The organism is Bacillus sp. FDAARGOS_235, assembly GCF_002073415.2.
In the GTDB taxonomy this organism is placed as follows: Bacteria; Bacillota; Bacilli; order Bacillales; family Bacillaceae_G; genus Bacillus_A; species Bacillus_A toyonensis.
Map to the genome: position 1 here is coordinate 68,667 of NZ_CP020437.2, position 21,105 is coordinate 89,771.

The window sequence follows — 21,105 nt, forward strand, 5'->3', positions numbered from 1 at the left end:
CGTCCGAATATATCGGACGTTTTTATTATGTCATTTTGTGAATGTATTCATTAATTATGAACAGTTTCTTTTTCGTTTAATCCAAGTGTACGTCCAGTTGAAGTGTGTAAATCTTGGAATAGTCTTGGATTTTCAGTAAGAGAAATGCCATAAGAAGGAATCATTTCTTTTATTTTTTCTTCCCATCCTAATATACGATCAGGGAAACATTTTTCTAATACTTCAAGCATGACGTGAACGGCAGTAGAAGCACCTGGTGAAGCACCTAGTAATGCAGCGATTGATCCGTCAGCTGCACTTACAACTTCTGTGCCGAATTGAAGTGTACCTTTACCGCCAGCATCAGTATCTTTAATTACTTGTACACGTTGCCCAGCAACTACAATATCCCAATCTTCACTTTTCGCGTTCGGAATGAATTCGCGTAATTCTTCCATACGTTTTTCATGTGATAACATAACTTGCTGAATTAAGTATTTTGTAAGTCCCATTTCTTTTACACCAGCAGCTAACATCGTTAAGACGTTATTCGGTTTAACAGAACCGATTAAGTCAAGATTTGAACCAGTTTTTAAGAATTTAGGTGAGAACCCTGCGAACGGTCCGAACAGTAAAGCTTTTTTATTATCTATATATCTCGTATCCAGATGAGGTACAGACATTGGCGGAGCACCAACTTTAGCTTTACCGTATACTTTTGCATGATGTTGCTCAATGACTTTTTGATTTTTACATACCATAAATAGTCCACTTACTGGGAATCCACCGATATGTTTTGATTCAGGAATACCTGTCTTTTGTAGTAGAGGTAGGCTACCGCCACCGCCACCGATAAAGACAAATTTTGCAGTATGATGCTCAATTTTACCACTATTCATATCGTGTACTTTTACTTCCCACAAACCATTTTTCGTGCGTTTAATATTTTCGACACTATGTTTGTAGTTTAGCTCGACATTTTTCGTTTGTAAGTAATCAAACAACATACGTGTTAATGCACCGAAGTTAACATCTGTTCCAGAGTCAATCTTCGTTGCAGCCATCGGTTCATTAGATGTACGACCTTCCATAATGAGAGGAAGCCATTTTTTTAATGTTTCAGGAGCATCAGAAAACTCCATTCCTTGAAACAGTGGATTTTTTGAAAGCGCTTCAAAACGATTTTTTAGAAACTCTACATTTTTTTCCCCTTCTACTAAACTCATATGAGGAAGTGGCATAATAAAATCTTGTGGATTACGAATTAATTTGCTTTTTACAAGATATGCCCAAAATTGTCTTGAAAGCTGGAATTGCTCATTCACTTTTACAGCCTTACTAATATCTATAGATCCGTCAGATTTTTCGGAAGTATAGTTCAGTTCGCATAGCGCAGAATGCCCTGTACCTGCATTATTCCATTCGTTAGAGCTTTCTTCCCCGGCACTTGCGAGTTTTTCAAAAACTTTAATTTCCCATTCAGGTGCTAATTCTTTTAGTAATGAGCCTAACGTTGCACTCATAATTCCTGCACCAATTAAGATAACGTCTGTTTTTTGCTGCATGTTGCTCATGATAATCTCTCCATCCCCTATATTGGCAAAAAAGAGTAGGTGTTTTCTATGTCTAAGCCGTAAAAGAGAAACACCGCCTAGGCCCCACCTAGGTGTATACCTTTTTTGTCTCAATTATATAACCATCTCATACTCTATTATAATAATTAATAGACTAAAATATCTAGTGTTATCTGATAATTTTAAACTATTTAACGTTTTATTTGCCAAAATTCTTATTTAACAAGCACTTTTCAGTTAATGAATAGAAAAAAATTACAGTTTGAAATTATCTCGAAAAAGCTTACGTATCCTTAAGTGACTAAATCGAGTACCTTTTTATGGGGTTTTTCTCTCGGTAATGGTAAGATTATTCTGAAAAAAAGGAGGGACTTTAATGCGTACAAAAGAGCAAATTTCAAACTTATTTCGAAACTTTTCAATAAAGGAATGTAAAGGGTTAAGTGATTTATATGAATATTTATCAATGAAAATTGCTGAAGATGAGGAAGTACTTACACTATCGTCCTATGCTCAGGTAGGTCAACCAGTCCCAAACTTATTATTAGGTGCAGTACATTATTTATTGCTTGCAGGGAAAGAACATCATTTAAAAACGTATTATAGTAGTTTAGTTGAAAATGCCGAAACAAATTTAGATAAAGCTTTTGATTATTTTAAAGGTTTCTGTAAAGAATACCGAGAAGAAATCATTACTTTGTTACAAACAAAACTCGTTCAAACAAATGAAGTAAGGAGGTGTGCATACTTATACCCAAGTTTCTGTTACATATTTAACAAAGTGAATAAACCAGTAGCATTAATTGAAATTGGGACAAGCTCTGGATTACAATTGTTCTGGGACCAATACCGTTATTCGTACGGAACGGATGAAATGTACGGAAATGTAAATTCAAATGTGCATGTAACTTCTGAAATAAGAGGGGAGAATGTGCCGCGTTTTCTAAAACAAAGTCCGCCTGTCGTAGAAAGAATCGGGCTTGATTTACATGTGAATGATTTACATAATGAGGAAAATTATTTATGGCTACGTGCACTCATTTGGCCAGAACATAAAGAAAGGCTTGAAATGTTTGACCAAGCAGCGACGCTTGTAAAAGAAAAATCAGTGCAATTAATTGAAGGGGACGGTGTAGCGCTTCTTCCGGCCATTGTAAATCAAATAAGGGAAGATGCTGTTATTTGTATTTTCCATACACATGTGGCAAACCAAATACCTGAAAATGTAAAACATACGCTAGAAAAACAAATGAAAGAAATTGGTGCAAAACGTGATGTATTCCACCTATATAACAACATGTGGGATCGTGATCTTCATATTGATTATTATATTAACGGAAACGAATATCGTGAAACTGTTGGGGAAACGGAAGGGCATGGGAGATGGTTTAGTTGGAAGCTTGGGGATGAGTCGCTTTGTTAATGTAATTCTATAGGAAGGGGACCTTTTGTTTTAGAATTTAAATTATCTGATTAATATGATAATACTTTATGATAAGTTGTATATAAAGATAAGATAAAAAGGATGATAAGCATGCAAAAGAGACCAGACGCAAATGAATATAATCCGTATTATTCAACGTACATAAATTTAATACCAAATGGAGATATCATACGTATTCTAGAGCAACAAATGAAGGAAACAAATCTTTTATTGAAAGATATTTCTGATAGTGAGGGACATTTTCGATATGCTCCTAATAAATGGAGTATAAAAGAAGTAATCGGTCATATTGTGGATACTGAACGTATTATGGCATATCGATTGCTTTCCATAGCAAGAGGCGAGACAGCAGAACTTCCTGGATATAACGATGATATGTATGTTCTTAGAGCAGCTTTTGATAAGCAATCTATGCAAGATCTTCTTGAGAATTTAATAGTTGTTCGCCAATCTACTGTGCATTTGCTTAAAAGTTTAGATAAAGAAGCCTGGTTACAAAGGGGAATCGCGAACAATTCTGAAGTCACGGTTCTTGCATTAGCAAACATTATCGCTGGTCATGAGCTTCATCATCGTCAAATTATAAAAGAACGTTATTTGGGTTCTAATGCATATCCAGCATGTTAAAATAAAAAAATAGTAGTACCTGCAAAAAAAGGAAGAAATGCATACCAAGTGTATATAAACGATAGTATGTTGTCTAAAAAAGAGCTTGAGAAAGTTTTACTTTCGGTGGTGGAATAGTGCGTGGTATGTAGAGACTAAATGAAAAACGGTGAAAGTAATAACTGATTCGTTTTTTATACTCATAATATTATTATGTAAACAAATTTAACGGATGTACATTTGTTAAATGATTCAATATTTTTGATTTTTCTATGGCTGTATCAGTATGATGTTCTTAGGGGGATCATATGTGTAAATACAAAAGGGTCATAGCGATTTCAGGAAGTATTAGGGAAGGGTCATCCAACACAAACGTATTAAAAACTTTAGCAGCATTTATTCCAGAAGGTATAGATTACACTATTTATAATGGGATAGGGGAACTACCTCATTTTAATCCGGATGTAGATCGAGTTGGAGCACCGATTGTTGTTGAAAAATTTCGAAAGACATTAAGTGAGGCACATGCACTTATTATTTGTACACCAGAGTACGCAAAAAGTATTCCAGGAGTTTTGAAGAATGCATTAGAATGGCTTGTTTCATCAGCGGAACTTTATAAAAAGCCAGTTGCTATTATAACAGCTTCACCGTCGATTGCTGGAGGGGATAAAGCTCATGAATCATTATTACTTACGCTAGGTATGCTAGATACAATTGTCGTTCAAAATGGTTCGCTATTAATCTCATCAGCGCGCACTAAATTTAGTAATGATGCAAAGGTAACAGATGAGGATACAAAGGAAGCTCTTATCTCTTTAGTTCAAAGTGTAGTAGACGAGATAAAGAAATAATGATTTAGTTCGTATTAAAGTGAAAATGGACTTTTATAATAATAAAAGATAAAAGCAATGCTACGGTTAGTTCAAATGTAGCACTGCTTTTTTATATAGTTAAATATATGTACTCAAAATCTCCCCAGGCAATCCATCAATCTCGCAAACTTTTTCAGATGTAAAACCGAAGTTTAATAATATTTTACGAGAGGGGATATTATTCGGATCAATAATTGCTTTTAATACGTTTACTTCTGTTTGCTTCGCTATATGCATTAATTCCTTTGCAATCGCACTACCATATCTCTTTCCCCAGTATCCTGGCAAAATCATATAACCAATTTCAGCCTCTTTTTCATTTTCCTCACTGAGTGTAACGTGTCCAAGGCCGATATATTCATTTGTAATAGAGTCATACACTTTATAGGAGCCAAATAGCCGATGCTTTTCGTTGCGCTTTAACAATTTTTCAAAGTCATTTTGTGCCTCATCTAACGGAATGGCACGCTCGGTAATTTGCGCCATCACTTCTTCATTTGATACGAGTTGGAAATATTGATTGAAATCTGTTGCTCCATATTTAGTAAAATATAGCTTTTGCATAATATTCCTCCAAACCAATTTTTATTTGTTCTTCAGAAAAGAAAAAGTAAGCTAAATCGTAATTTCAATTTGATTACCTTCCGGATCGCCTATCACACTTTCGTAATATCCATCTCCAGTGAAACGAGGTCCACTTAATAAAGGGTAACCATCATCTTGTAATGTTGTAGTAAATGTATTTACACGTTCTTCACTACCGACAGAAAAAGCCATATGTGCATAGCCAGTTATATGAAGGTTAGGCTGGTTTTCTATACCTTTTTTACGCATTAGTTCGATCCTTGCTCCAGATTTGAACGTAATAAAATAAGATTCAAATTGTTTCGCTTCATTATGATATAAAGAGTTTGATTTACCGTTAAAGTATTTTATATAAAAATCACGCATTAATTCTAAATCATTTACCCAAATTGCGATATGTTCAATTTTCATAGGTTCCACCAATCCTATCTGTACTAATTAGGCTTTCACTGTATAAAAACTGTATTTATATTACAAGGGATTTGATTTGGCAAAAAAGATAATTTTTAATTTTTAGTTGTGTCCGTACATACAATGTGTAATTAAGTGAATGACTTACATAGGAATTACAGAAAAGGGTGAATGAGGCTTATGAGTCAATTTGAGCAAATGATGTACGCTGGTGTCATTATGTCTATTGTACTTTCCGTAATGATATTGGGGTCTGTATATTATAATCCTCGTCTATCATTAAATGATTATCCGAAAGATATTCAAAAGGTAGTTCTTCCGAAATCAATTCATGAAAAAAAGCAAACGATTTACTTTAATATTGCATACAATATAATTCTTTTCGGTACTCCTTTCGTTTCTACATATATACTACATCAACAAGAAAAATTATTGTATATTGAAGCTTATTTACATACTTTAGGCATTTTAATGATCTTCAATTTAGTAGATTTAATTATAATTGATTGGCTTATTTTTTGCTGGATTACTCCGAGGTTTGTTGTTATTCCTTGTACGGATGGGATGAAGGGATATAAAGATTACATGTTCCATTTAAGAGGGGCTATAGTCGGTACTTCATTTTTAGCAATTGTAAGTTTATTTCTGGCAGGAATTGCAACGACTATTTAGTAAAAAGAAAAAGGATTAGAAACGTTTATATAAGATAAAGAGATTGATAATTTATAGAATTAAAAATGAGAATTTGATACTATTGGAGTAAAGGGTTTTAATAACGTTATATTAGGCAGTATAAATATATCGTTGCAAATGTTTTGATATTCCGTGAAATTACCTAATTTTATGGGAGCATTTCATAAAACCCAAAAAAAGCAATGGAGGCTAATATGAAAAAAATAATTGGCGCAGCAACAGCAACAGTTTTTGGATTGGGGGCTTTTACTACATCTGCTATCGCAGAAACGATCGTAACAGCGGATGTACTCAACGTACGTGAAAAGCCAACTACGGAATCAAAAGTTATCGAAAAAGTAAAAGAAGGACAAAAGTTAAAAGTAATAAATACCGAAGAAGGATGGTCAAAAATTGATTTAAATGGTAAAGAATTGTTTGTAAGTTCGGAGTTTACAAAAGATATTTATCATGTAACAGCAAACTTGTTAAATGTACGCTCTGAAGCAAACACAGAATCAGAAATTCTTGGTAGACTGAAAAAAGATGATGTAATTGAATCAACGCATCAAGCAAAAGACGGATGGCTACAATTTGAGTATAAAGGAAAAACAGCTTATGCAAATGTTTCTTTCCTATCAAGTACAGCACCAAGTGAAAAGAAAGCTGGAGAGAAAACGAAGCAAGTAGCGAAAGTACAAAAAGCGGTAAAAGCTAAGGAAGAAGCCAAAACGCAGAAAGTAGCAAAAATACAGGAAATAGCAAAAACAAAAGAAACAACAAAAATGCTGGAAGAAGTAAAAGTACAAGAAGTAGCAAAAGGTAAGGAAGAAAAGAAAGTGCAAGAAATAGCGAAGCCTAAAGAAGAAACAAAAGTACAAGAAATAGCGAAGCCTAAGGAAGAAGCAAAAGTAAAAGAGGTAGAAAAAGTTAAAGAAGAAGCGAAAGCCCAAGAAATAGCAAAGGCTAAGGAAGAAGCGAAAGTACAAGAAATAGCAAAGGCTAAGGAAGAAGCAAAAGTAAAAGAGGTAGAAAAAGTTAAGGAAGAAGCGAAAGCCCAAGAAATAGCAAAGGCTAAAGAAGAAGCGAAAGCCCAAGAAATAGCAAAGGCTAAAGAAGAAGCGAAAGCCCAAGAAATAGCAAAGGCTAAAGAAGAAGCGAAAGCCCAAGAAATAGCAAAGGCTAAAGAAGAAGCAAAAGCCAAAGAAATAGCAAGGGCTAAGGAAGAAGCAAAAGCCCAAGAAATAGCAAAGGCTAAGGAAGAAGCAAAAGCCCAAGAAATAGCAAGGGCTAAGGAAGAAGCGAAAGCCCAAGAAATAGCAAGGGCTAAGGAAGAAGCGAAAGCTCGAGAAATAGAAAAGGCTAAAGAAGAAGCGAAAGCAAAAGAAGAATCTAAAAATAACACACAGTCTGCTAAACGTGAATTAACGGTAGTAGCGACAGCATATACTGCTGATCCAAGTGAAAATGGTACATATGGTGGACGCGTTTTAACTGCGATGGGGCATGATTTAACGGCTAATCCGAATATGAGAATTATTGCAGTTGATCCGAAAGTAATTCCTTTAGGATCTAAAGTATGGGTAGAAGGTTATGGAGAAGCTATCGCTGGAGATACCGGAAGTGCAATTAAAGGTAATCGCATTGATGTTTTAATGGGGTCAAAAAGTAAAGCTATGAATTGGGGAAGACAAACCGTTAAAGTGAAAATTCTATAATATATATAGTTATCTAGATAGAAGTCAGTTCTCTTTATTGAGGCTGGCTTTTATTTTTTGAGTTAGTGTGATTCATTGAGAAATTGACAAGAACAGTATGATGGCAACGAAGGGTTAATATATAATGAAATATATAAATTAAATTATTTGCTAAGCACTTTCACTCATATTCGTGTAATTAAGTTCAAAGGATAGGTGTATTGTATGAAAGAAGTAAGAGAAATTATTGAAACAAAGAAACAAGGTGTATTTGAATTGTATATAAAAGAAACCGAAGAAAAGTTAGGTGTTGTTTTCCCAGCACAATATAGAGATCTTTTTAAATTAGTAAATAACGCTGAAATAGGGGAATGGATATTATATCCTATTAAAGATAATAAAAATGTAGCAAAAACTTGGGATGATGTAGTTAGACAAAATATTGAGTTGAGAGATGAATATATATCTGAAGACCTTATGATAATTGGTGACGATGGTTCAGGGGATAAATTGTGCTTTAAAATACATAACGGAATAGTTTGTGATGAAATATATATTTGGTATCACGAAGATGCGGAAAGGGAAGAAATAGCCCGAAATTTAAAAGGATTTATTATAGAAACTATGCAGGAAGACGATGCTTTTTAGTGTTAATTAATATAATATGGTGGATCACATTTATATAAAGCGAGGATGGAATATGACAACGGAATTATATGGCGCATATTGCAATGAAAAGAAAGGGTATAGAGTAATCGAAGGGAAAGATTTGTATAATCATTATTTCGGCGATCAAGATTGTCATTTACCAGTATGTAAGTTATGTGGTGAGAAGATGCACCAAATCATTTGTTTTGATTTGAATGATGAGCGGCTTGCTGAACTTAAAAGTGGAGAACTAAATATTTTACCATTAGTTTCATGCTTGAATTGTGCAATGGTGTGGGAGCCACAATATTTCCAATTAAGTAATGGAGGTAAAACAGTTCAAATTATACGGCAAGAAAATACAGAAGAATGGGTAATGGAAGAGGAAGATAAGCTTCCAGTTTCATTACCAAAAACAACTGTAAAGCTTATAAATATGAAAAATGAAGATATACCTACTGATGAGAATAGTTACTGGGAAGCTTTTGACTTGTTCGGTTCAGAATATGTTTGTAGATTATTAGGGGCACCATTATATGAAGATCTTCCAGAGGATTTTGCATGTCCAACTTGCTCTAAAGAAATGAAGTATGTTGCTACAATTACACAAGATATTAAGGAACGGAAACTTATTTCAGTAGTTGATTTCCAGTTCGGGGAAATGAATATATATTTTTATTTATGTAAAGATTGTTCAATTATAAAAACCAAAATATAAAGTACATAACGAAAATAAGACTGACATATTCTGTCGGTCTTATTTTTGTATCGTTACATCATTAAGAATCGCATGAAATATATCTTTTTGCGTAAAAGCATCTGTAAAAACAGTCTCCCTATTCACTACAATTGTATCGTGAGGATTGTACCATTTTCGTAATGAATCCTCTCCAAACTCAATTCGTTTTTCTCTTGTATTATGGCGTCTGATCGTTTCCTCTAATGATAAATCGAAGTAGTATGTATACGCGTTTCCATCAAAGTGGTGTATTAATTCTTTCAGCATATTACCGTATCTACGACTGTTTAAAATACCTTCTAAAATAACAAATTCACATTTTCCTTTTCCATACTTTGTAATTTCAAATAGTAAATCATGAGATAAGTTACCCATTGTGTCGTGTACTTTTAGCATATCTCTACGCACGACATCTTGTGAGACTAATAGTGTACCTTGCCCGAAATGTTCTTGCAGTTCCTTTGCGATTGTTGTTTTGCCACTTGCGGAGTTTCCCCGAAGGATAATTAAAGTTGATTTTTGTATAGGATTAGACATCATATATTTCCCCCAACATCTTTGATTGTATAGAAAATTTTAACAAATAAAGTGAGGAAAGTGTATAATCAATATGATAGAAATAAAAAAGGTGAGAGCTAGATGGAAGATACATTAAATAAAGTGCAGCCGATTTGGAATTGAATTTGGTTTCGGTATTTAGGGGCATTTTTAATTGTACAATTCATTTTTATTATTTGTGATGTTACTGAATGGAAACCAAACTTTAGACTGGGCGGAGAGTTTTTTAATAGAGTTTTACATTCTCAATTTTTCACGGAATGGTTCACACCATATAAAATCTCGCAATTGAATGTATTTACAATATTTTTTGCGATAACATTACTACCATATGCACTAGTAGGTGCAAGTAAAGATGTAATAGTAAAGAAAAATATACAGGAACAATAGAGGTGTCACATGCTTTTTCAAAAAGGAGATTTATTGGTTAGGTACGTAATAGAAGATGACGCACCTATCATGTCTAAATGGTTAACAGACCCAGAAGTTTTGCAGTATTACGAAGGACGCGATAATCCGCAATCTGTAGAAATGGTGCTTACTCATTTTATACATAATCCAAACAGCCATGAAAAAAGATGTTTAATAGAATTTGATGAAGTGCCGATCGGATACATTCAAATGTACCAAGTTGATTCTGAATGGAAAGCGTTATATGGATATGAAGAATCGCAAAATATATGGGGGATGGATCAATTTATCGGAGAACCGACCTTTTGGGGAAAGGGAATCGGAACAAAACTCGTTCAAGCAGCGATTACATATATTGTAGAGAACGTGGGGGCGGAAGCAATCGCAATGGATCCAAAAGTAAATAATGAACGTGCGATAAAGTGTTATGAAAAATGCGGATTTAAAAAAGTGAAGATTTTAAAGGAACATGAACTGCATGAGGGGAAATTAGAAGATTGTTGGATGATAGAATATAAACAACTATAGTGAATATCCAATGGCTTATACAAACAAAGGGGATGAGCGAAATGAAAAAAGCATTAATAGTAATTGATGTACAAGCAGGTATGTATACAGCAGGAATACCAGTACATAATGGGGAAAAGTTTTTAGAAACATTACAAGAACTCATTGGGGAATGTCGCTCAAATGATATTCCGGTTATGTATGTCCAACATAACGGGCCAAAAGATCACCCGTTAGAAAAAGGGACAGATGGCTGGGAGGTGCATGCGGCAATTGCACCAAAAGAGGGTGATAGTATCGTTGAAAAGACGACGCCAGATTCATTCCATAAAACAAACTTAAACGAAGTGTTACAAGAAAAAGGAATTGAACATGTTATTATTTCAGGCATGCAAACAGAGTACTGTGTGGATACGACAACGCGCAGAGCATGTAGTGAAGGGTATAAAGTAACGTTAGTAAGTGATGCACATAGTACATTTGATACAGATGTGTTACGTGCTGAAGATATTGTGAAGCATCATAACGTAGTGTTTGGAGCGTTTGCTGATGTTGTGACGTTAAAAGATTTGAAAGTGGCTGCCTCTAAATAAGAGGCAGTTTTTTATTTGAAGATAACATATCAAATATTGTTGGTAAGTCTATATAATTTCATGTACCGAAATGATAGTACAGAAAAAGGAGCCCACATGATTAAAAAGGGAGCTCCTTCATCAAGATGTTACTTCTTCTTATCTTTATCCAATACATTCTGTTCTTCAGCAAACTCCGTACCATATGCAAATCGGCGATTAATATGAATATTATCGTTGTGATGTCTTGTGTGTGAGTTAGAGAAGCGATGTACAATTACTTCTGATAATGTGAAGACAATCGCTGAAAGGATACTTCCCCATGCAATTTGCATGTAGTTGTCTAATAAAATATTACCGAAAATCCAAACGCTTAAATACGCTAATAAGAAATCTGTCATAATGGCACCAGTATTGCCAATGCGATTTAAAATAATTTTATCAACGAACATATAAGATACGATTGTCACAAAAAGACTGAATGAAATAATTTGGACGAACGTTGCAGGGAAAAATAAAGCTAGTCCGATACTAAATGCGATAATGCATGATATGAATTTGATAAGTACTACAGTAAAACCATTCAATAGTTACACCTCCGATTTATACATAGTTTTGCAATAAACTCAGGAGTTCATACATTGTAACTAATATATTTAAATAAAACTTTTTCATGTTCGAATTTATGTCTAAATATTAAAAAAATAACAAAAAAATGTTATAGTAAAATGAGAGTATATGACATTTTTAGGTAAGGGGTGAATCCAAATGTGGATTACTTCAGAAGTAGAAATTCCAGATGAGCTAATCGATCATCTTGAACAAGGAAAGTTAGTATTGTTTGTTGGAGCGGGAGTTTCTATGAAAGGGAAATCAAACTTACCGAATTTTGATGATTTAGTTGATGAAATTGCAAAAACTTTATATGTCGAAAAGCGTGAAATAACAGAACCTCATGATTATTATCTTGGTAAAATTGCGAAAACAAAAGATGTACATCAAGTTGCAAAAGACCTAGTTCATATAGAAACGTCAAAACCAAATCCGCTTCATTTTGCAATTCCGAGGTTGTTTCCTTTAGATACAGAAGTTCGCATTGTAACGACGAATTTTGATCGACATTTTACAACTGCGATGAACGAAATGAATAGAGAATTAAATGTTTATTATGCACCTGCTTTACCTACAGGTAGAGCGTTTAAAGGGCTTGCTTACATACATGGAAATATAGAACAAGAAAAGGAAGCTTTAATTTTAACAGATGGTGATTTTGGAAGGGCTTACTTAACGGAAGGATGGGCGAGAAGATTTTTAGTTGATTTATTCTCCAATTACACCGTTTTATTCGTTGGGTATAGCCATAATGACCCAGTAATGAAATATTTAGCAACTGGTTTACCACCAAGTACAAGGCGCTATGCATTTGTCGCACAAGGAGAAAATACGTATCACTGGGAACATTTAGGGATAAGGCCGATTGTGTATCCGAATAAATCAAATAATCACCAGTCCCTCGTCAAAGCGGTAAAACGCTGGGCGGAATTAATGGGGGATAATTATATTACAAAAAGAATGCGTATTCGTGACATTGTAACAGTGCCACCATCAGTAGAGCAGGAACAATTATCCTACATAAAACAGTCCATTAAAAAAATTGAAACTGTTCGATATTTTGTTGAATTTGCCCGAGATTATGAATGGGTGGAATGGCTTGAAGCAGAGGGGAAATTACGAAATTTATTTTTGCTTACGTCAACCTATGATGAAGTAGATGAATTGCTTGCAGAATGGTTGGTGGAACAATTTCTTTTTAGTCATCAGAAAGAATTATTTCAATTGATTTTTAAAAATCATTCTAAAATATCCCCGTTATTATGGAGAACAATTTGCAGCTATTTAAACGAGACGAAGATCAAAATGGACCCATTGTTGTTTGCAAGATGGACACTCCTTTTATTAGAAACAGCTGAAAAAGATAGTAAATCTATAGAAAAAATCTCTTACTTATTGCAAAAGTGTTCTTTTCCTGAGCATAAAGAAATTGCTTTATTGTTACTAACGTTTATTTTGGACGGAAAACTTAAGTTGAAGCGTGAAAGAAAGTTAGGAAATGATACGCAAGAATCCATTGAACTCGAGGAATCGAGTCGGTTACCGGTGTCTACATTTTCTCATGTGGAGCAAATTTGGAATGAGAAGATGAGACCGCATATTTCTTATTACGCAGTTCCCATTTTGATGATGGGATTAGAGAAGATGCGAATGTTGTCATTAAGACAAACGGCACTGAAAAAAAGAAATAAGGAAAATGTAGAAAAAGAGTTTCATCAAAATGACCTTGCATTTTTAATTCAAATTGTAAAAGAGTGTCTAATCTATTTATGTGAAAACAATGAGAAAAAAGCGAATTATTATATTACAGAAATGATAGAAGCAAATAGTTTGCTTCAAAAGCGAATTGCAATTGATGCGATGAATAAAAATTTATTTGTTAGCGTAGATGATAAAATGAAATGGTTGTTACAGGAAGGGCTTCTTTTAGATGTCACATATAAACATGAGGTGTTTCAACTTTTAAAAAATCATTACGCACATTCTTTAGAAAAAACAAAGGAAGAAGTCATTCAAACTGCAACGAAGCACCTTGCAGAGGAGAGGGCATTTGATGTTTGTTTAGTCTTAGATTTATTATTCACTTGTGATTCAAATAGTCCATCAACAGCACAAGGATACGAGCTAATGAAACAGAAACATCCGCATTTTCATTCTGTTCTATACAGTGTACCTAAAAAAAAGGCTATCGAACAAAGTATTACTTGTAATGTAACTGCCGATGGATTACTGCAGCTGAAAGACGATGAAATCATGAACCAAATTCGGCAATTTTCGAATGACGGTGTTTTTGAACAACGTCATTTTTTAGAGATGTTATCAAAGGCATGTAAATTGAATACAGAGTGGAGTATTTCATTTGCGTACCAATTAGTAGGCATGCATGAAATAAGTAACGAAGTGTGGTTTGTTTGTATTAGAGAGTGGCGAAATAACCGGAGACTGACAAATGGGCAAATCCAAAAAATTATTCCGCTGTTACAGAAATTTGTTAGAAACACTGCGTTTCATTGGTTAATTAGTAGTTTTCTATATGAGATTAGTAATCGATTAGAAGAGTTAGAGGAGAATAGTATACGGTTTGTAAAACGTTTTGCTTTTTCGGTATTTCCTCAAGTTATGAAAAGCGATACAGATTTTAAGATTGGAAAACAAGACTTTTATAATGAGTCGATTCAGCATCCTGTTGGAAAAATGACAGCTGTATTATTAAAACTGTTATCATATGATCATTTATACGATCGCAATGTGTATGAATATTTATTTTTATTTGAAGAACAAGTAAGAGTAAGTTCTGAACGGACAAACTTTATGTTTGCGCGTTTAATAGCAGATATTACATTTTTATATCATATTGAGAAACAATGGTGCCGAAAATATTTGTTACCTTACTTAGAATTAAAGAAAGAAAATGAGATTACGAAATATGCTTGGGCAGGTCTATGTTATACGCAAATAAATTTACCTTTATTTACTGAAATGAAGAGGTTTATTAAGTATGCAGTAGAGCATTTAGAAGTTTTACACCCGCATACGAGGGAAGCTTTCTTGAAGTGGATTAGTTTTGTATTTATAAAATGTGTGCTGTATTGGGAACAAAAAACAGATTGGCTATATCCGTTGCTTATACGAGAAAATGAAGAGAATAAAATTAAATTTATGCAACATTTATGCTATTACGTTAAAACATTAAGTGTAAAAGAACAACAAAAATTTTGGACAGCTTGGCTCAGTATATTTTTACGAGAACGACCAAAAATGGGTGAGATAACAACGAGAGAATATGTAATGATTTTACGTATTATTTTATACATGGATGAGATTTTAGAAAAAGGATTACGTATTTTGTCGCGTACATTTATAGATGTAAATGGAGAATGTGCAGGAGAGGAAATGAAACAGTTATTTATTGAAATGCTTGAAAAGAAAGAGAGTATGAAAGCGTATAAAGAAATGTATGCAAATGTGTTTTTCACTTTACTGCAAACACGTCAGGAAGCTGATTTTCTTGAAAATGAAATCATACAAATAAAAAAACGATTAGCCCAGTTTGGAATAGAAAAACACGTATTAAACTTAATAGAAAATGAGATGATTCGCATCGGAATTGTAATGGGGAATTTACAAGAAGAAATATAGGACGAAAGTGGAATTTTAAAAAATATATAAAAAACATATTGACAGTGTTTTGAAAAGCGTTCTATAATACGAATCATACTTATTCAATTTCAAAAACATTTGAATAAACAAAGTGCAATGAAGAGATCACAGTAGTGGTTAGTCTTACTGTAACAGAGAGCTGGTGGTTGGTGTGAACCAGTACAGGGATAATCATGAATTACAGTCTTGGAGCATCTTTTTCGTAGTAAAGATAGGATTGTCTTTATGAAGAAAGAGCGGTCAATTGATCGTTAACAGTGAAGAGAGGTAGACGGAAAGTTAGTCTACAACTAGGGTGGTACCGCGATAAATATCGTCCCTACTGATTTATTCAGTAGGGACTTTTTGTATTTTAGTGGTCCAACTTGAAAATAAAATAGTCATGCATTGAAAGGAAAAGCAGTAGTTGTTGTTTCCCTGTAACAGAGAGCTGGTGGTTGGTGCGAACCAGTACAAAAACAAGAGCGAATTACAGTCCTGGAGCATCTTTTTCGTAGTAAAGATAGTATTGTCTTTATGAAGGGAAAGACGGTCACATTGATCGTTAACAAGGAAGAGAGGTAGACGAAAGAAGTCTACAACTAGGGTGGTACCGCGATAAATATCGTCCCTACTGATTGGATCAGTAGGGCTTTTTTGTACAAAAAAAGTGATTTTCAGCTAGTAGCTAGTGTCTTTGTGGTAATTATTAGTTTAAGATAAGAAGAGGTATCGATTCCACTTTAAATTTGTATAATTAACCAGTTCAGAAAATAGAGAATTTTTCATTCTCTTACTATACTTTTAAAACATTAGAGGAGGATTTCCAAATGGCAAATCATGAATTAGATCAATTACGTAAACAGGTAGATGAAATTAACTTACAACTATTACACCTTTTAAACAAACGTGGTGAAATCGTTCAAAAAATCGGGGAGCAAAAGCAAGTACAAGGTACGAAACGCTTTGATCCAGTACGTGAGCGTGAAGTACTTGATATGATCGCAGAGCACAACGAAGGACCATTCGAAACGTCAACAGTTCAACATATTTTCAAAACAATCTTCAAAGCTAGCTTAGAATTACAAGAAGATGATAACCGTAAGGCGTTATTAGTATCACGTAAAAAGAAACAAGAAAATACAATCGTTAATGTAAAAGGTGAATTGATTGGGGACGGAACACAAACGTTCATCATGGGGCCTTGTGCAGTAGAAAGCTTAGAGCAAGTTCGCCAAGTAGGGCAAGCTATGAAAGACCAAGGCTTAAAATTAATGCGCGGTGGTGCTTTCAAACCGAGAACATCTCCATATGATTTCCAAGGTTTAGGAGTAGAAGGGTTACAAATTTTACGCCAAGTAGCAGATGAGTTCGACTTAGCGATTATTAGTGAAATTTTAAATCCGAACGATGTTGAAATGGCATTAGAATACGTTGATGTAATTCAAGTTGGCGCACGTAACATGCAAAACTTCGATTTACTACGAGCTGTAGGTAAAGTTAATAAACCAGTATTACTAAAACGTGGATTAGCAGCAACAATTGATGAGTTCATTAATGCAGCAGAATACATTATTGCGCAAGGTAATGACCAAATTATTCTTTGTGAGCGCGGTATCCGCACATACGAAAGAGCAACACGTAACACATTAGACATTTCTGCAGTACCGATTTTAAAGAAAGAAACACATTTACCAGTTATCGTTGACGTAACACATTCAACTGGACGTAGAGATTTATTATTACCAACAGCGAAAGCGGCACTTGCTATTGGAGCTGATGCAGTAATGGCTGAAGTTCATCCAGATCCAGCAGTTGCATTATCAGATTCTGCACAACAAATGGACATTCCAGAATTCCATAGATTCATGGATGAGTTAAAAGGTTTCAAAAATAAATTATCTTAATTCCATATCATATATGCGCTGAAGAGGAAACAGTAGTGCTTATCTCACTGTTAAAGAGAGCTGATGGTCGGTGTGAATCAGTACAAAGATAAGCATGAATTACAGCCTTGGAGCATCTTTCCCGACAACTTTTGGAGGGGAGGACGGTCAAACGATCGTTAAAGAAGAAGAGAGGTAGACGATAGTTGTCTACAACTAGGGTGGTACCGCGATAAACATCGTCCCTACTGAGCGCTCAGTAGGGACTTTTTTGTACAAAAAAATAGTAAAGGGGCAAAAGAAATGAGATACATTACAGCTGGAGAATCACATGGTCCGCAGTTAACAGTTATTTTAGAAGGTGTACCGGCAGGTTTAACATTAACAGCGGAACATATTAATAAGGAATTATTAAGAAGACAAAAAGGACATGGGCGCGGAAGACGCATGCAAATTGAAACAGATACAGTTGAAATTGTAAGTGGTGTTCGTCACGGGATGACACTTGGCTCACCGATTACGTTAATCGTAAAAAATGATGATTTCAAACATTGGACGAAAGTAATGGGTGCAGACCCGATTTCAGAGCAAGAAAGTAAAGAAATGAAACGCACAATTACAAAACCACGTCCAGGACATGCAGATTTAAACGGAGCTATTAAATACGGTCATCGTGATATAAGAAACGTATTAGAGCGCTCATCTGCAAGAGAAACGACAGTTCGTGTAGCTGCTGGAGCAGTTGCGAAACAAATTTTGAAAGAGTTAGGTGTGGAAATTGCAGGGCATGTGCTTGAAATTGGTGGGGTGCAAGCGAAGCATATTTCCAACTTATCAATTGAAGAGATTCAAATGATAACTGAAAATTCACCTGTTCGATGTTTAGATAAAGAAGTAGAACAAGAGATGATGGATGCGATCGATAATGCAAAAAGTAGTGGAGATTCAATCGGTGGTATTGTCGAAGTCATTGCAGAAGGTATGCCAATTGGTGTTGGTAGTTACGTTCATTACGATCGTAAATTAGATGCAAAACTCGCTGGTGCTATTATGAGTATTAATGCATTTAAAGGTGCTGAAATTGGTGTTGGTTTTGAAGCGGCAAGACAGCCAGGAAGTAAAGTGCACGATGAAATCCTTTGGGATGAAGAAAAAGGATACACGAGAAAAACGAATAATGCCGGCGGTTTAGAAGGTGGTATGACAACGGGAATGCCGATTGTTGTAAGAGGTGTTATGAAGCCGATTCCTACATTATACAAACCGTTAGCAAGCGTTGATATTGATACGAAAGAAGCATTCCAAGCGAGTATTGAAAGATCTGATAGTTGCGCAGTACCAGCAGCAGGTGTAGTAGCTGAATCTGTTGTGGCATGGGAACTTGCAGATGCACTAGTCGAACAATTCGGAAAAGATCGTATGGAATTATTAAAGCAAAACATTACAGAACATAACAAATACGCAAAAGAATTTTAAAAAAGGTGGGTTTAACATGCAAGTAAAAGATCAACTATCATCCTTACAACCATATAAACCAGGTAAATCACCAGAACAAATGAAAGAAGTGTACGGAGATCATTCGTTTGTGAAATTAGCATCAAATGAAAATCCATTCGGTTGTTCGCCACGAGTGTTAGAAGAGTTGCAAAAATCGTGGTTAGAACATGCTTTATATCCTGACGGAGGTGCTACAACGCTCCGTCAAACAATTGCAGAGAAATTACAAGTCCAAATGGAACAAATACTTTGCGGTAGTGGTTTAGATGAGGTCATTCAAATAATAAGTCGCGCCGTACTTCGAGCTGGAGATAACATCGTAACGGCAGGTGCAACATTCCCACAGTACCGTCATCATGCAATTATTGAAGGTTGTGAAGTGAAAGAAGTTGCTTTAAATAACGGTGTATACGACTTAGATGAAATTTCGTCAGCAGTTGATAACAATACGAAAATCATTTGGCTTTGTAATCCGAACAACCCTACAGGCACATATGTGAATGAGCAAAAATTGACTCAGTTCATTGAAAGCATTAGTGAAAATACGTTAATTGTCATTGATGAAGCGTACTATGAATACGTAACAGCAAAAGATTTCCCTGAGACATTACCGCTTCTAGAAAAACATAACAACATTCTTGTACTTAGAACGTTTTCTAAAGCGTACGGATTAGCATCTTTCCGCGTTGGTTATGCGATTGGACAGGAAGAGTTAATCGAGAAATTAAATGTCGTACGTTTGCCATTTAACGTATCTTCATTAGCGCAAAAAGCAGCAACGATTGCTTTTAACGATGAAGCGTTTATTGAAGAAATTGTACGTGTTAATACAGAGGGAATACAACAATACGAAAGTTTTTGTAAGGAAAACGAATTTCCATTTTATCCGTCACAAACAAACTTCATCTTCTTACCGGTAGAGAATGGTGGAGAGATTTATGAAGCTTGTGCACACGCAGGGTTTATTATTCGTCCGTTCCCGAATGGTGTCCGTATTACAGTCGGCACAAGGGAGCAAAATGAAGGAGTGATTTCAGTGTTAAAACAACACTTTGAAAATAAGAAAAATAAGTCTCGAGATGAGGCAAATGTGTAAAAAGGTAGTATTAATTGGAACAGGCTTAATAGGAGGTTCTCTCGCATTAGCAATTAAGAAAGAGCACGATGTAACGATAACAGGTTATGACATATTTCAAGAGCAAGTAGAGCGTGCGAAAGAATTACACGTAGTAGATGAAGTAGCAGTAGATTTACAGCGTGCATGTGAAGAGGCACATTTAATTGTTTTTGCTTCTCCAGTTGAAGAAACGAAGAAGTTATTACACAAATTAGCGTCATTTCGTTTACGAGAAGATGTGATAGTGACCGATGTTGGTAGTACAAAAGGAACAATTATGAACGAAGCGGAAGCTTTATTTTCAAAGGAAATTTCTTTCATTGGTGGACATCCGATGGCAGGTTCTCATAAAACTGGGGTTGAAAGTGCAAAAGCACATTTATTTGAAAATGCATTTTACATTTTAACACCGATGAACCATGTGCCAAATGAACAAGTGGAAGAACTAAAAGGTTGGTTAAAGGGAACGGGGTCTCATTTTCTCGTTTTAAATACAGAAGAGCATGATTATGTAACAGGAATCGTTAGTCATTTTCCGCATCTTATCGCAGCAGGGTTAGTCAAGCAAGTGGAGAAACATGCAGGAGATAATCCGCTCATTCATCAGCTAGCTGCTGGCGGATTTAAAGACATTACACGCATTGCATCTAGTAGCCCGAAAATGTGGAGTGATATTGTAAAGCAAAATCGTGAGCATTTAATGGTATTATTAAAAGAGTGGATCTCTGAAATGGAAGAATTATATGATACTGTTTCTACTGGAGATGCAGGCGAGATTCAAAACTATTTTGCAGATGCGAAAGAATACCGTGATTCTTTACCAGTACGAAAAAGAGGGGCAATTCCTGCCTATCACGACTTATACGTCGATGTTTTAGATAAAGTAGGGGCATTGGCTCATATTACGAGTATTTTGGCGCGTGAAGAAATTAGTATTACGAACTTGCAAATATTAGAAGCGCGAGAAGGATTGCTTGGCGTATTACGCATTAGCTTCCAAAGAGAAGAAGATCGTATGAAAGCGAAACTAGCGCTTGGAGAAGAAGAATACCAAACTTATGAAACAATTTAAATGA

At 35.0% G+C, this 21,105-nt stretch carries 20 protein-coding genes and 3 other annotated features; of the genes, 15 read left to right on the forward strand and 5 right to left on the reverse strand.

All coding sequences use genetic code 11. The features are described from left to right. Positions 1-50 precede the first annotated feature (50 nt). Complete coding sequence (locus tag A6J74_RS01865) at positions 51-1,553, reverse strand: malate:quinone oxidoreductase (RefSeq protein WP_000069153.1); 1,503 nt, start codon at positions 1,551-1,553, stop codon at positions 51-53. Positions 1,554-1,929: 376 nt separating this feature from the next. On the opposite strand from A6J74_RS01865, the gene A6J74_RS01870 reads away from it, so the two are divergent. From A6J74_RS01870 to A6J74_RS01880, 3 genes are all read left to right on the forward strand, one after another. Beyond that, positions 1,930-2,976, forward strand: a complete 1,047-nt coding sequence (locus tag A6J74_RS01870) for a DUF2332 domain-containing protein (RefSeq protein WP_001259285.1) — start codon at positions 1,930-1,932, stop codon at positions 2,974-2,976. Between the two features lie 111 nt (positions 2,977-3,087). After that, complete coding sequence (locus tag A6J74_RS01875; protein WP_001172119.1) at positions 3,088-3,624, forward strand: DinB family protein; 537 nt, start codon at positions 3,088-3,090, stop codon at positions 3,622-3,624. Positions 3,625-3,911: 287 nt separating this feature from the next. Continuing rightward, entirely contained in the window at positions 3,912-4,457 is a 546-nt protein-coding gene (locus A6J74_RS01880; protein WP_000335421.1) for an NADPH-dependent FMN reductase, read from the forward strand. A gap of 99 nt (positions 4,458-4,556) precedes the next feature. On the opposite strand, the gene A6J74_RS01885 is transcribed toward A6J74_RS01880, so the two are convergent. Together A6J74_RS01885 and A6J74_RS01890 are read right to left on the reverse strand one after the other, a co-directional pair. Then, positions 4,557-5,042, reverse strand: a complete 486-nt coding sequence (locus A6J74_RS01885; protein WP_001171007.1) for a GNAT family N-acetyltransferase — start codon at positions 5,040-5,042, stop codon at positions 4,557-4,559. A gap of 51 nt (positions 5,043-5,093) precedes the next feature. After that, positions 5,094-5,474 (reverse strand): VOC family protein, encoded by a 381-nt coding sequence (locus A6J74_RS01890; RefSeq protein WP_000687540.1) that lies wholly within the window; start codon positions 5,472-5,474, stop codon positions 5,094-5,096. A 180-nt stretch (positions 5,475-5,654) separates the two neighbouring features. On the opposite strand from A6J74_RS01890, the gene A6J74_RS01895 reads away from it, so the two are divergent. The 4 genes from A6J74_RS01895 (at position 5,655) to A6J74_RS01910 (ending at position 9,209) form a co-directional block, all read left to right on the forward strand. Continuing rightward, positions 5,655-6,146, forward strand: a complete 492-nt coding sequence (locus A6J74_RS01895; protein ID WP_000077241.1) for a hypothetical protein — start codon at positions 5,655-5,657, stop codon at positions 6,144-6,146. A 215-nt stretch (positions 6,147-6,361) separates the two neighbouring features. Continuing rightward, positions 6,362-7,864, forward strand: coding sequence for a cell wall-binding protein EntB (gene entB, locus A6J74_RS01900; RefSeq protein ID WP_080609275.1), 1,503 nt, complete (start codon positions 6,362-6,364; stop codon positions 7,862-7,864). A gap of 204 nt (positions 7,865-8,068) precedes the next feature. Then, positions 8,069-8,491, forward strand: coding sequence for an SMI1/KNR4 family protein (locus tag A6J74_RS01905; protein ID WP_000665933.1), 423 nt, complete (start codon positions 8,069-8,071; stop codon positions 8,489-8,491). 52 nt (positions 8,492-8,543) lie between these two features. Next, positions 8,544-9,209 (forward strand): hypothetical protein, encoded by a 666-nt coding sequence (locus A6J74_RS01910; RefSeq protein WP_000206092.1) that lies wholly within the window; start codon positions 8,544-8,546, stop codon positions 9,207-9,209. A gap of 39 nt (positions 9,210-9,248) precedes the next feature. On the opposite strand, the gene A6J74_RS01915 is transcribed toward A6J74_RS01910, so the two are convergent. Further along, positions 9,249-9,770 carry a kinase gene (locus tag A6J74_RS01915; protein ID WP_000987481.1) on the reverse strand — a complete coding sequence of 174 codons (522 nt, stop codon included), beginning with the start codon at positions 9,768-9,770 and terminating at the stop codon, positions 9,249-9,251. Positions 9,771-9,911: 141 nt separating this feature from the next. Between A6J74_RS01915 and A6J74_RS01920 the strand changes: the two genes are divergently transcribed. From A6J74_RS01920 to A6J74_RS01930, 3 genes are read left to right on the forward strand one after another with little or no spacing between them, the layout of a single operon-like run. Then, entirely contained in the window at positions 9,912-10,178 is a 267-nt protein-coding gene (locus A6J74_RS01920) for a YfzA family protein (protein WP_225988035.1), read from the forward strand. A 9-nt stretch (positions 10,179-10,187) separates the two neighbouring features. Next, on the forward strand, positions 10,188-10,727 hold the full coding sequence (locus A6J74_RS01925; protein ID WP_000898791.1) for a GNAT family N-acetyltransferase: 540 nt from the start codon (positions 10,188-10,190) through the stop codon (positions 10,725-10,727). 41 nt (positions 10,728-10,768) lie between these two features. Next, positions 10,769-11,299, forward strand: a complete 531-nt coding sequence (locus A6J74_RS01930) for a cysteine hydrolase family protein (RefSeq protein WP_000709520.1) — start codon at positions 10,769-10,771, stop codon at positions 11,297-11,299. 128 nt (positions 11,300-11,427) lie between these two features. On the opposite strand, the gene A6J74_RS01935 is transcribed toward A6J74_RS01930, so the two are convergent. Continuing rightward, complete coding sequence (locus A6J74_RS01935) at positions 11,428-11,865, reverse strand: YndM family protein (protein ID WP_001013100.1); 438 nt, start codon at positions 11,863-11,865, stop codon at positions 11,428-11,430. A gap of 181 nt (positions 11,866-12,046) precedes the next feature. Here A6J74_RS01935 and A6J74_RS01940 point away from each other — a divergent pair, with 181 nt between their 5' ends. The 5 genes from A6J74_RS01940 (at position 12,047) to tyrA (ending at position 21,101) form a co-directional block, all read left to right on the forward strand. Next, positions 12,047-15,529 carry a DUF4020 domain-containing protein gene (locus A6J74_RS01940; RefSeq protein WP_080609277.1) on the forward strand — a complete coding sequence of 1,161 codons (3,483 nt, stop codon included), beginning with the start codon at positions 12,047-12,049 and terminating at the stop codon, positions 15,527-15,529. 108 nt (positions 15,530-15,637) lie between these two features. Beyond that, positions 15,638-15,874 (forward strand) — a binding site (T-box leader). A 54-nt stretch (positions 15,875-15,928) separates the two neighbouring features. Further along, positions 15,929-16,165, forward strand: a binding site (T-box leader). A 194-nt stretch (positions 16,166-16,359) separates the two neighbouring features. Next, positions 16,360-17,436: a bifunctional 3-deoxy-7-phosphoheptulonate synthase/chorismate mutase gene (locus A6J74_RS01945; RefSeq protein ID WP_001273577.1), complete on the forward strand. Its 1,077-nt coding sequence runs from the start codon at positions 16,360-16,362 to the stop codon at positions 17,434-17,436. A 9-nt stretch (positions 17,437-17,445) separates the two neighbouring features. After that, positions 17,446-17,665, forward strand: a binding site (T-box leader). A gap of 53 nt (positions 17,666-17,718) precedes the next feature. Then, entirely contained in the window at positions 17,719-18,891 is a 1,173-nt protein-coding gene (gene aroC / locus A6J74_RS01955) for a chorismate synthase (protein WP_001269417.1), read from the forward strand. Positions 18,892-18,907: 16 nt separating this feature from the next. After that, the gene (gene hisC, locus A6J74_RS01960) at positions 18,908-20,008 is read left to right on the forward strand and encodes a histidinol-phosphate transaminase (RefSeq protein WP_001197267.1); all 1,101 of its coding nucleotides are present in this window, start codon (positions 18,908-18,910) and stop codon (positions 20,006-20,008) included. Continuing rightward, complete coding sequence (tyrA, locus tag A6J74_RS01965) at positions 20,001-21,101, forward strand: prephenate dehydrogenase (RefSeq protein ID WP_000335164.1); 1,101 nt, start codon at positions 20,001-20,003, stop codon at positions 21,099-21,101. Before hisC ends, tyrA begins: the two co-directional genes overlap by 8 nt. Positions 21,102-21,105: the final 4 nt, after the last annotated feature.

Excerpts from the sequence above, each read along its gene's own strand:
- tyrA (WP_000335164.1), top strand. The coding sequence starts at position 20,001 with ATGTGTAAAAAGGTAGTATTAATTGGAACAGGCTTAATAGGAGGTTCT.
- A6J74_RS01865 (WP_000069153.1), bottom strand. The coding sequence starts at position 1,553 with ATGAGCAACATGCAGCAAAAAACAGACGTTATCTTAATTGGTGCAGGA.
- A6J74_RS01915 (WP_000987481.1), bottom strand. The coding sequence starts at position 9,770 with ATGATGTCTAATCCTATACAAAAATCAACTTTAATTATCCTTCGGGGA.
- A6J74_RS01895 (WP_000077241.1), top strand. The coding sequence starts at position 5,655 with ATGAGTCAATTTGAGCAAATGATGTACGCTGGTGTCATTATGTCTATT.
- A6J74_RS01875 (WP_001172119.1), top strand. The coding sequence starts at position 3,088 with ATGCAAAAGAGACCAGACGCAAATGAATATAATCCGTATTATTCAACG.
- A6J74_RS01945 (WP_001273577.1), top strand. The coding sequence starts at position 16,360 with ATGGCAAATCATGAATTAGATCAATTACGTAAACAGGTAGATGAAATT.
- A6J74_RS01940 (WP_080609277.1), top strand. The coding sequence starts at position 12,047 with ATGTGGATTACTTCAGAAGTAGAAATTCCAGATGAGCTAATCGATCAT.
- A6J74_RS01890 (WP_000687540.1), bottom strand. The coding sequence starts at position 5,474 with ATGAAAATTGAACATATCGCAATTTGGGTAAATGATTTAGAATTAATG.
- entB (WP_080609275.1), top strand. The coding sequence starts at position 6,362 with ATGAAAAAAATAATTGGCGCAGCAACAGCAACAGTTTTTGGATTGGGG.
- A6J74_RS01885 (WP_001171007.1), bottom strand. The coding sequence starts at position 5,042 with ATGCAAAAGCTATATTTTACTAAATATGGAGCAACAGATTTCAATCAA.
- A6J74_RS01870 (WP_001259285.1), top strand. The coding sequence starts at position 1,930 with ATGCGTACAAAAGAGCAAATTTCAAACTTATTTCGAAACTTTTCAATA.
- A6J74_RS01930 (WP_000709520.1), top strand. The coding sequence starts at position 10,769 with ATGAAAAAAGCATTAATAGTAATTGATGTACAAGCAGGTATGTATACA.
- A6J74_RS01905 (WP_000665933.1), top strand. The coding sequence starts at position 8,069 with ATGAAAGAAGTAAGAGAAATTATTGAAACAAAGAAACAAGGTGTATTT.
- A6J74_RS01910 (WP_000206092.1), top strand. The coding sequence starts at position 8,544 with ATGACAACGGAATTATATGGCGCATATTGCAATGAAAAGAAAGGGTAT.
- A6J74_RS01925 (WP_000898791.1), top strand. The coding sequence starts at position 10,188 with ATGCTTTTTCAAAAAGGAGATTTATTGGTTAGGTACGTAATAGAAGAT.
- A6J74_RS01880 (WP_000335421.1), top strand. The coding sequence starts at position 3,912 with ATGTGTAAATACAAAAGGGTCATAGCGATTTCAGGAAGTATTAGGGAA.
- hisC (WP_001197267.1), top strand. The coding sequence starts at position 18,908 with ATGCAAGTAAAAGATCAACTATCATCCTTACAACCATATAAACCAGGT.
- aroC (WP_001269417.1), top strand. The coding sequence starts at position 17,719 with ATGAGATACATTACAGCTGGAGAATCACATGGTCCGCAGTTAACAGTT.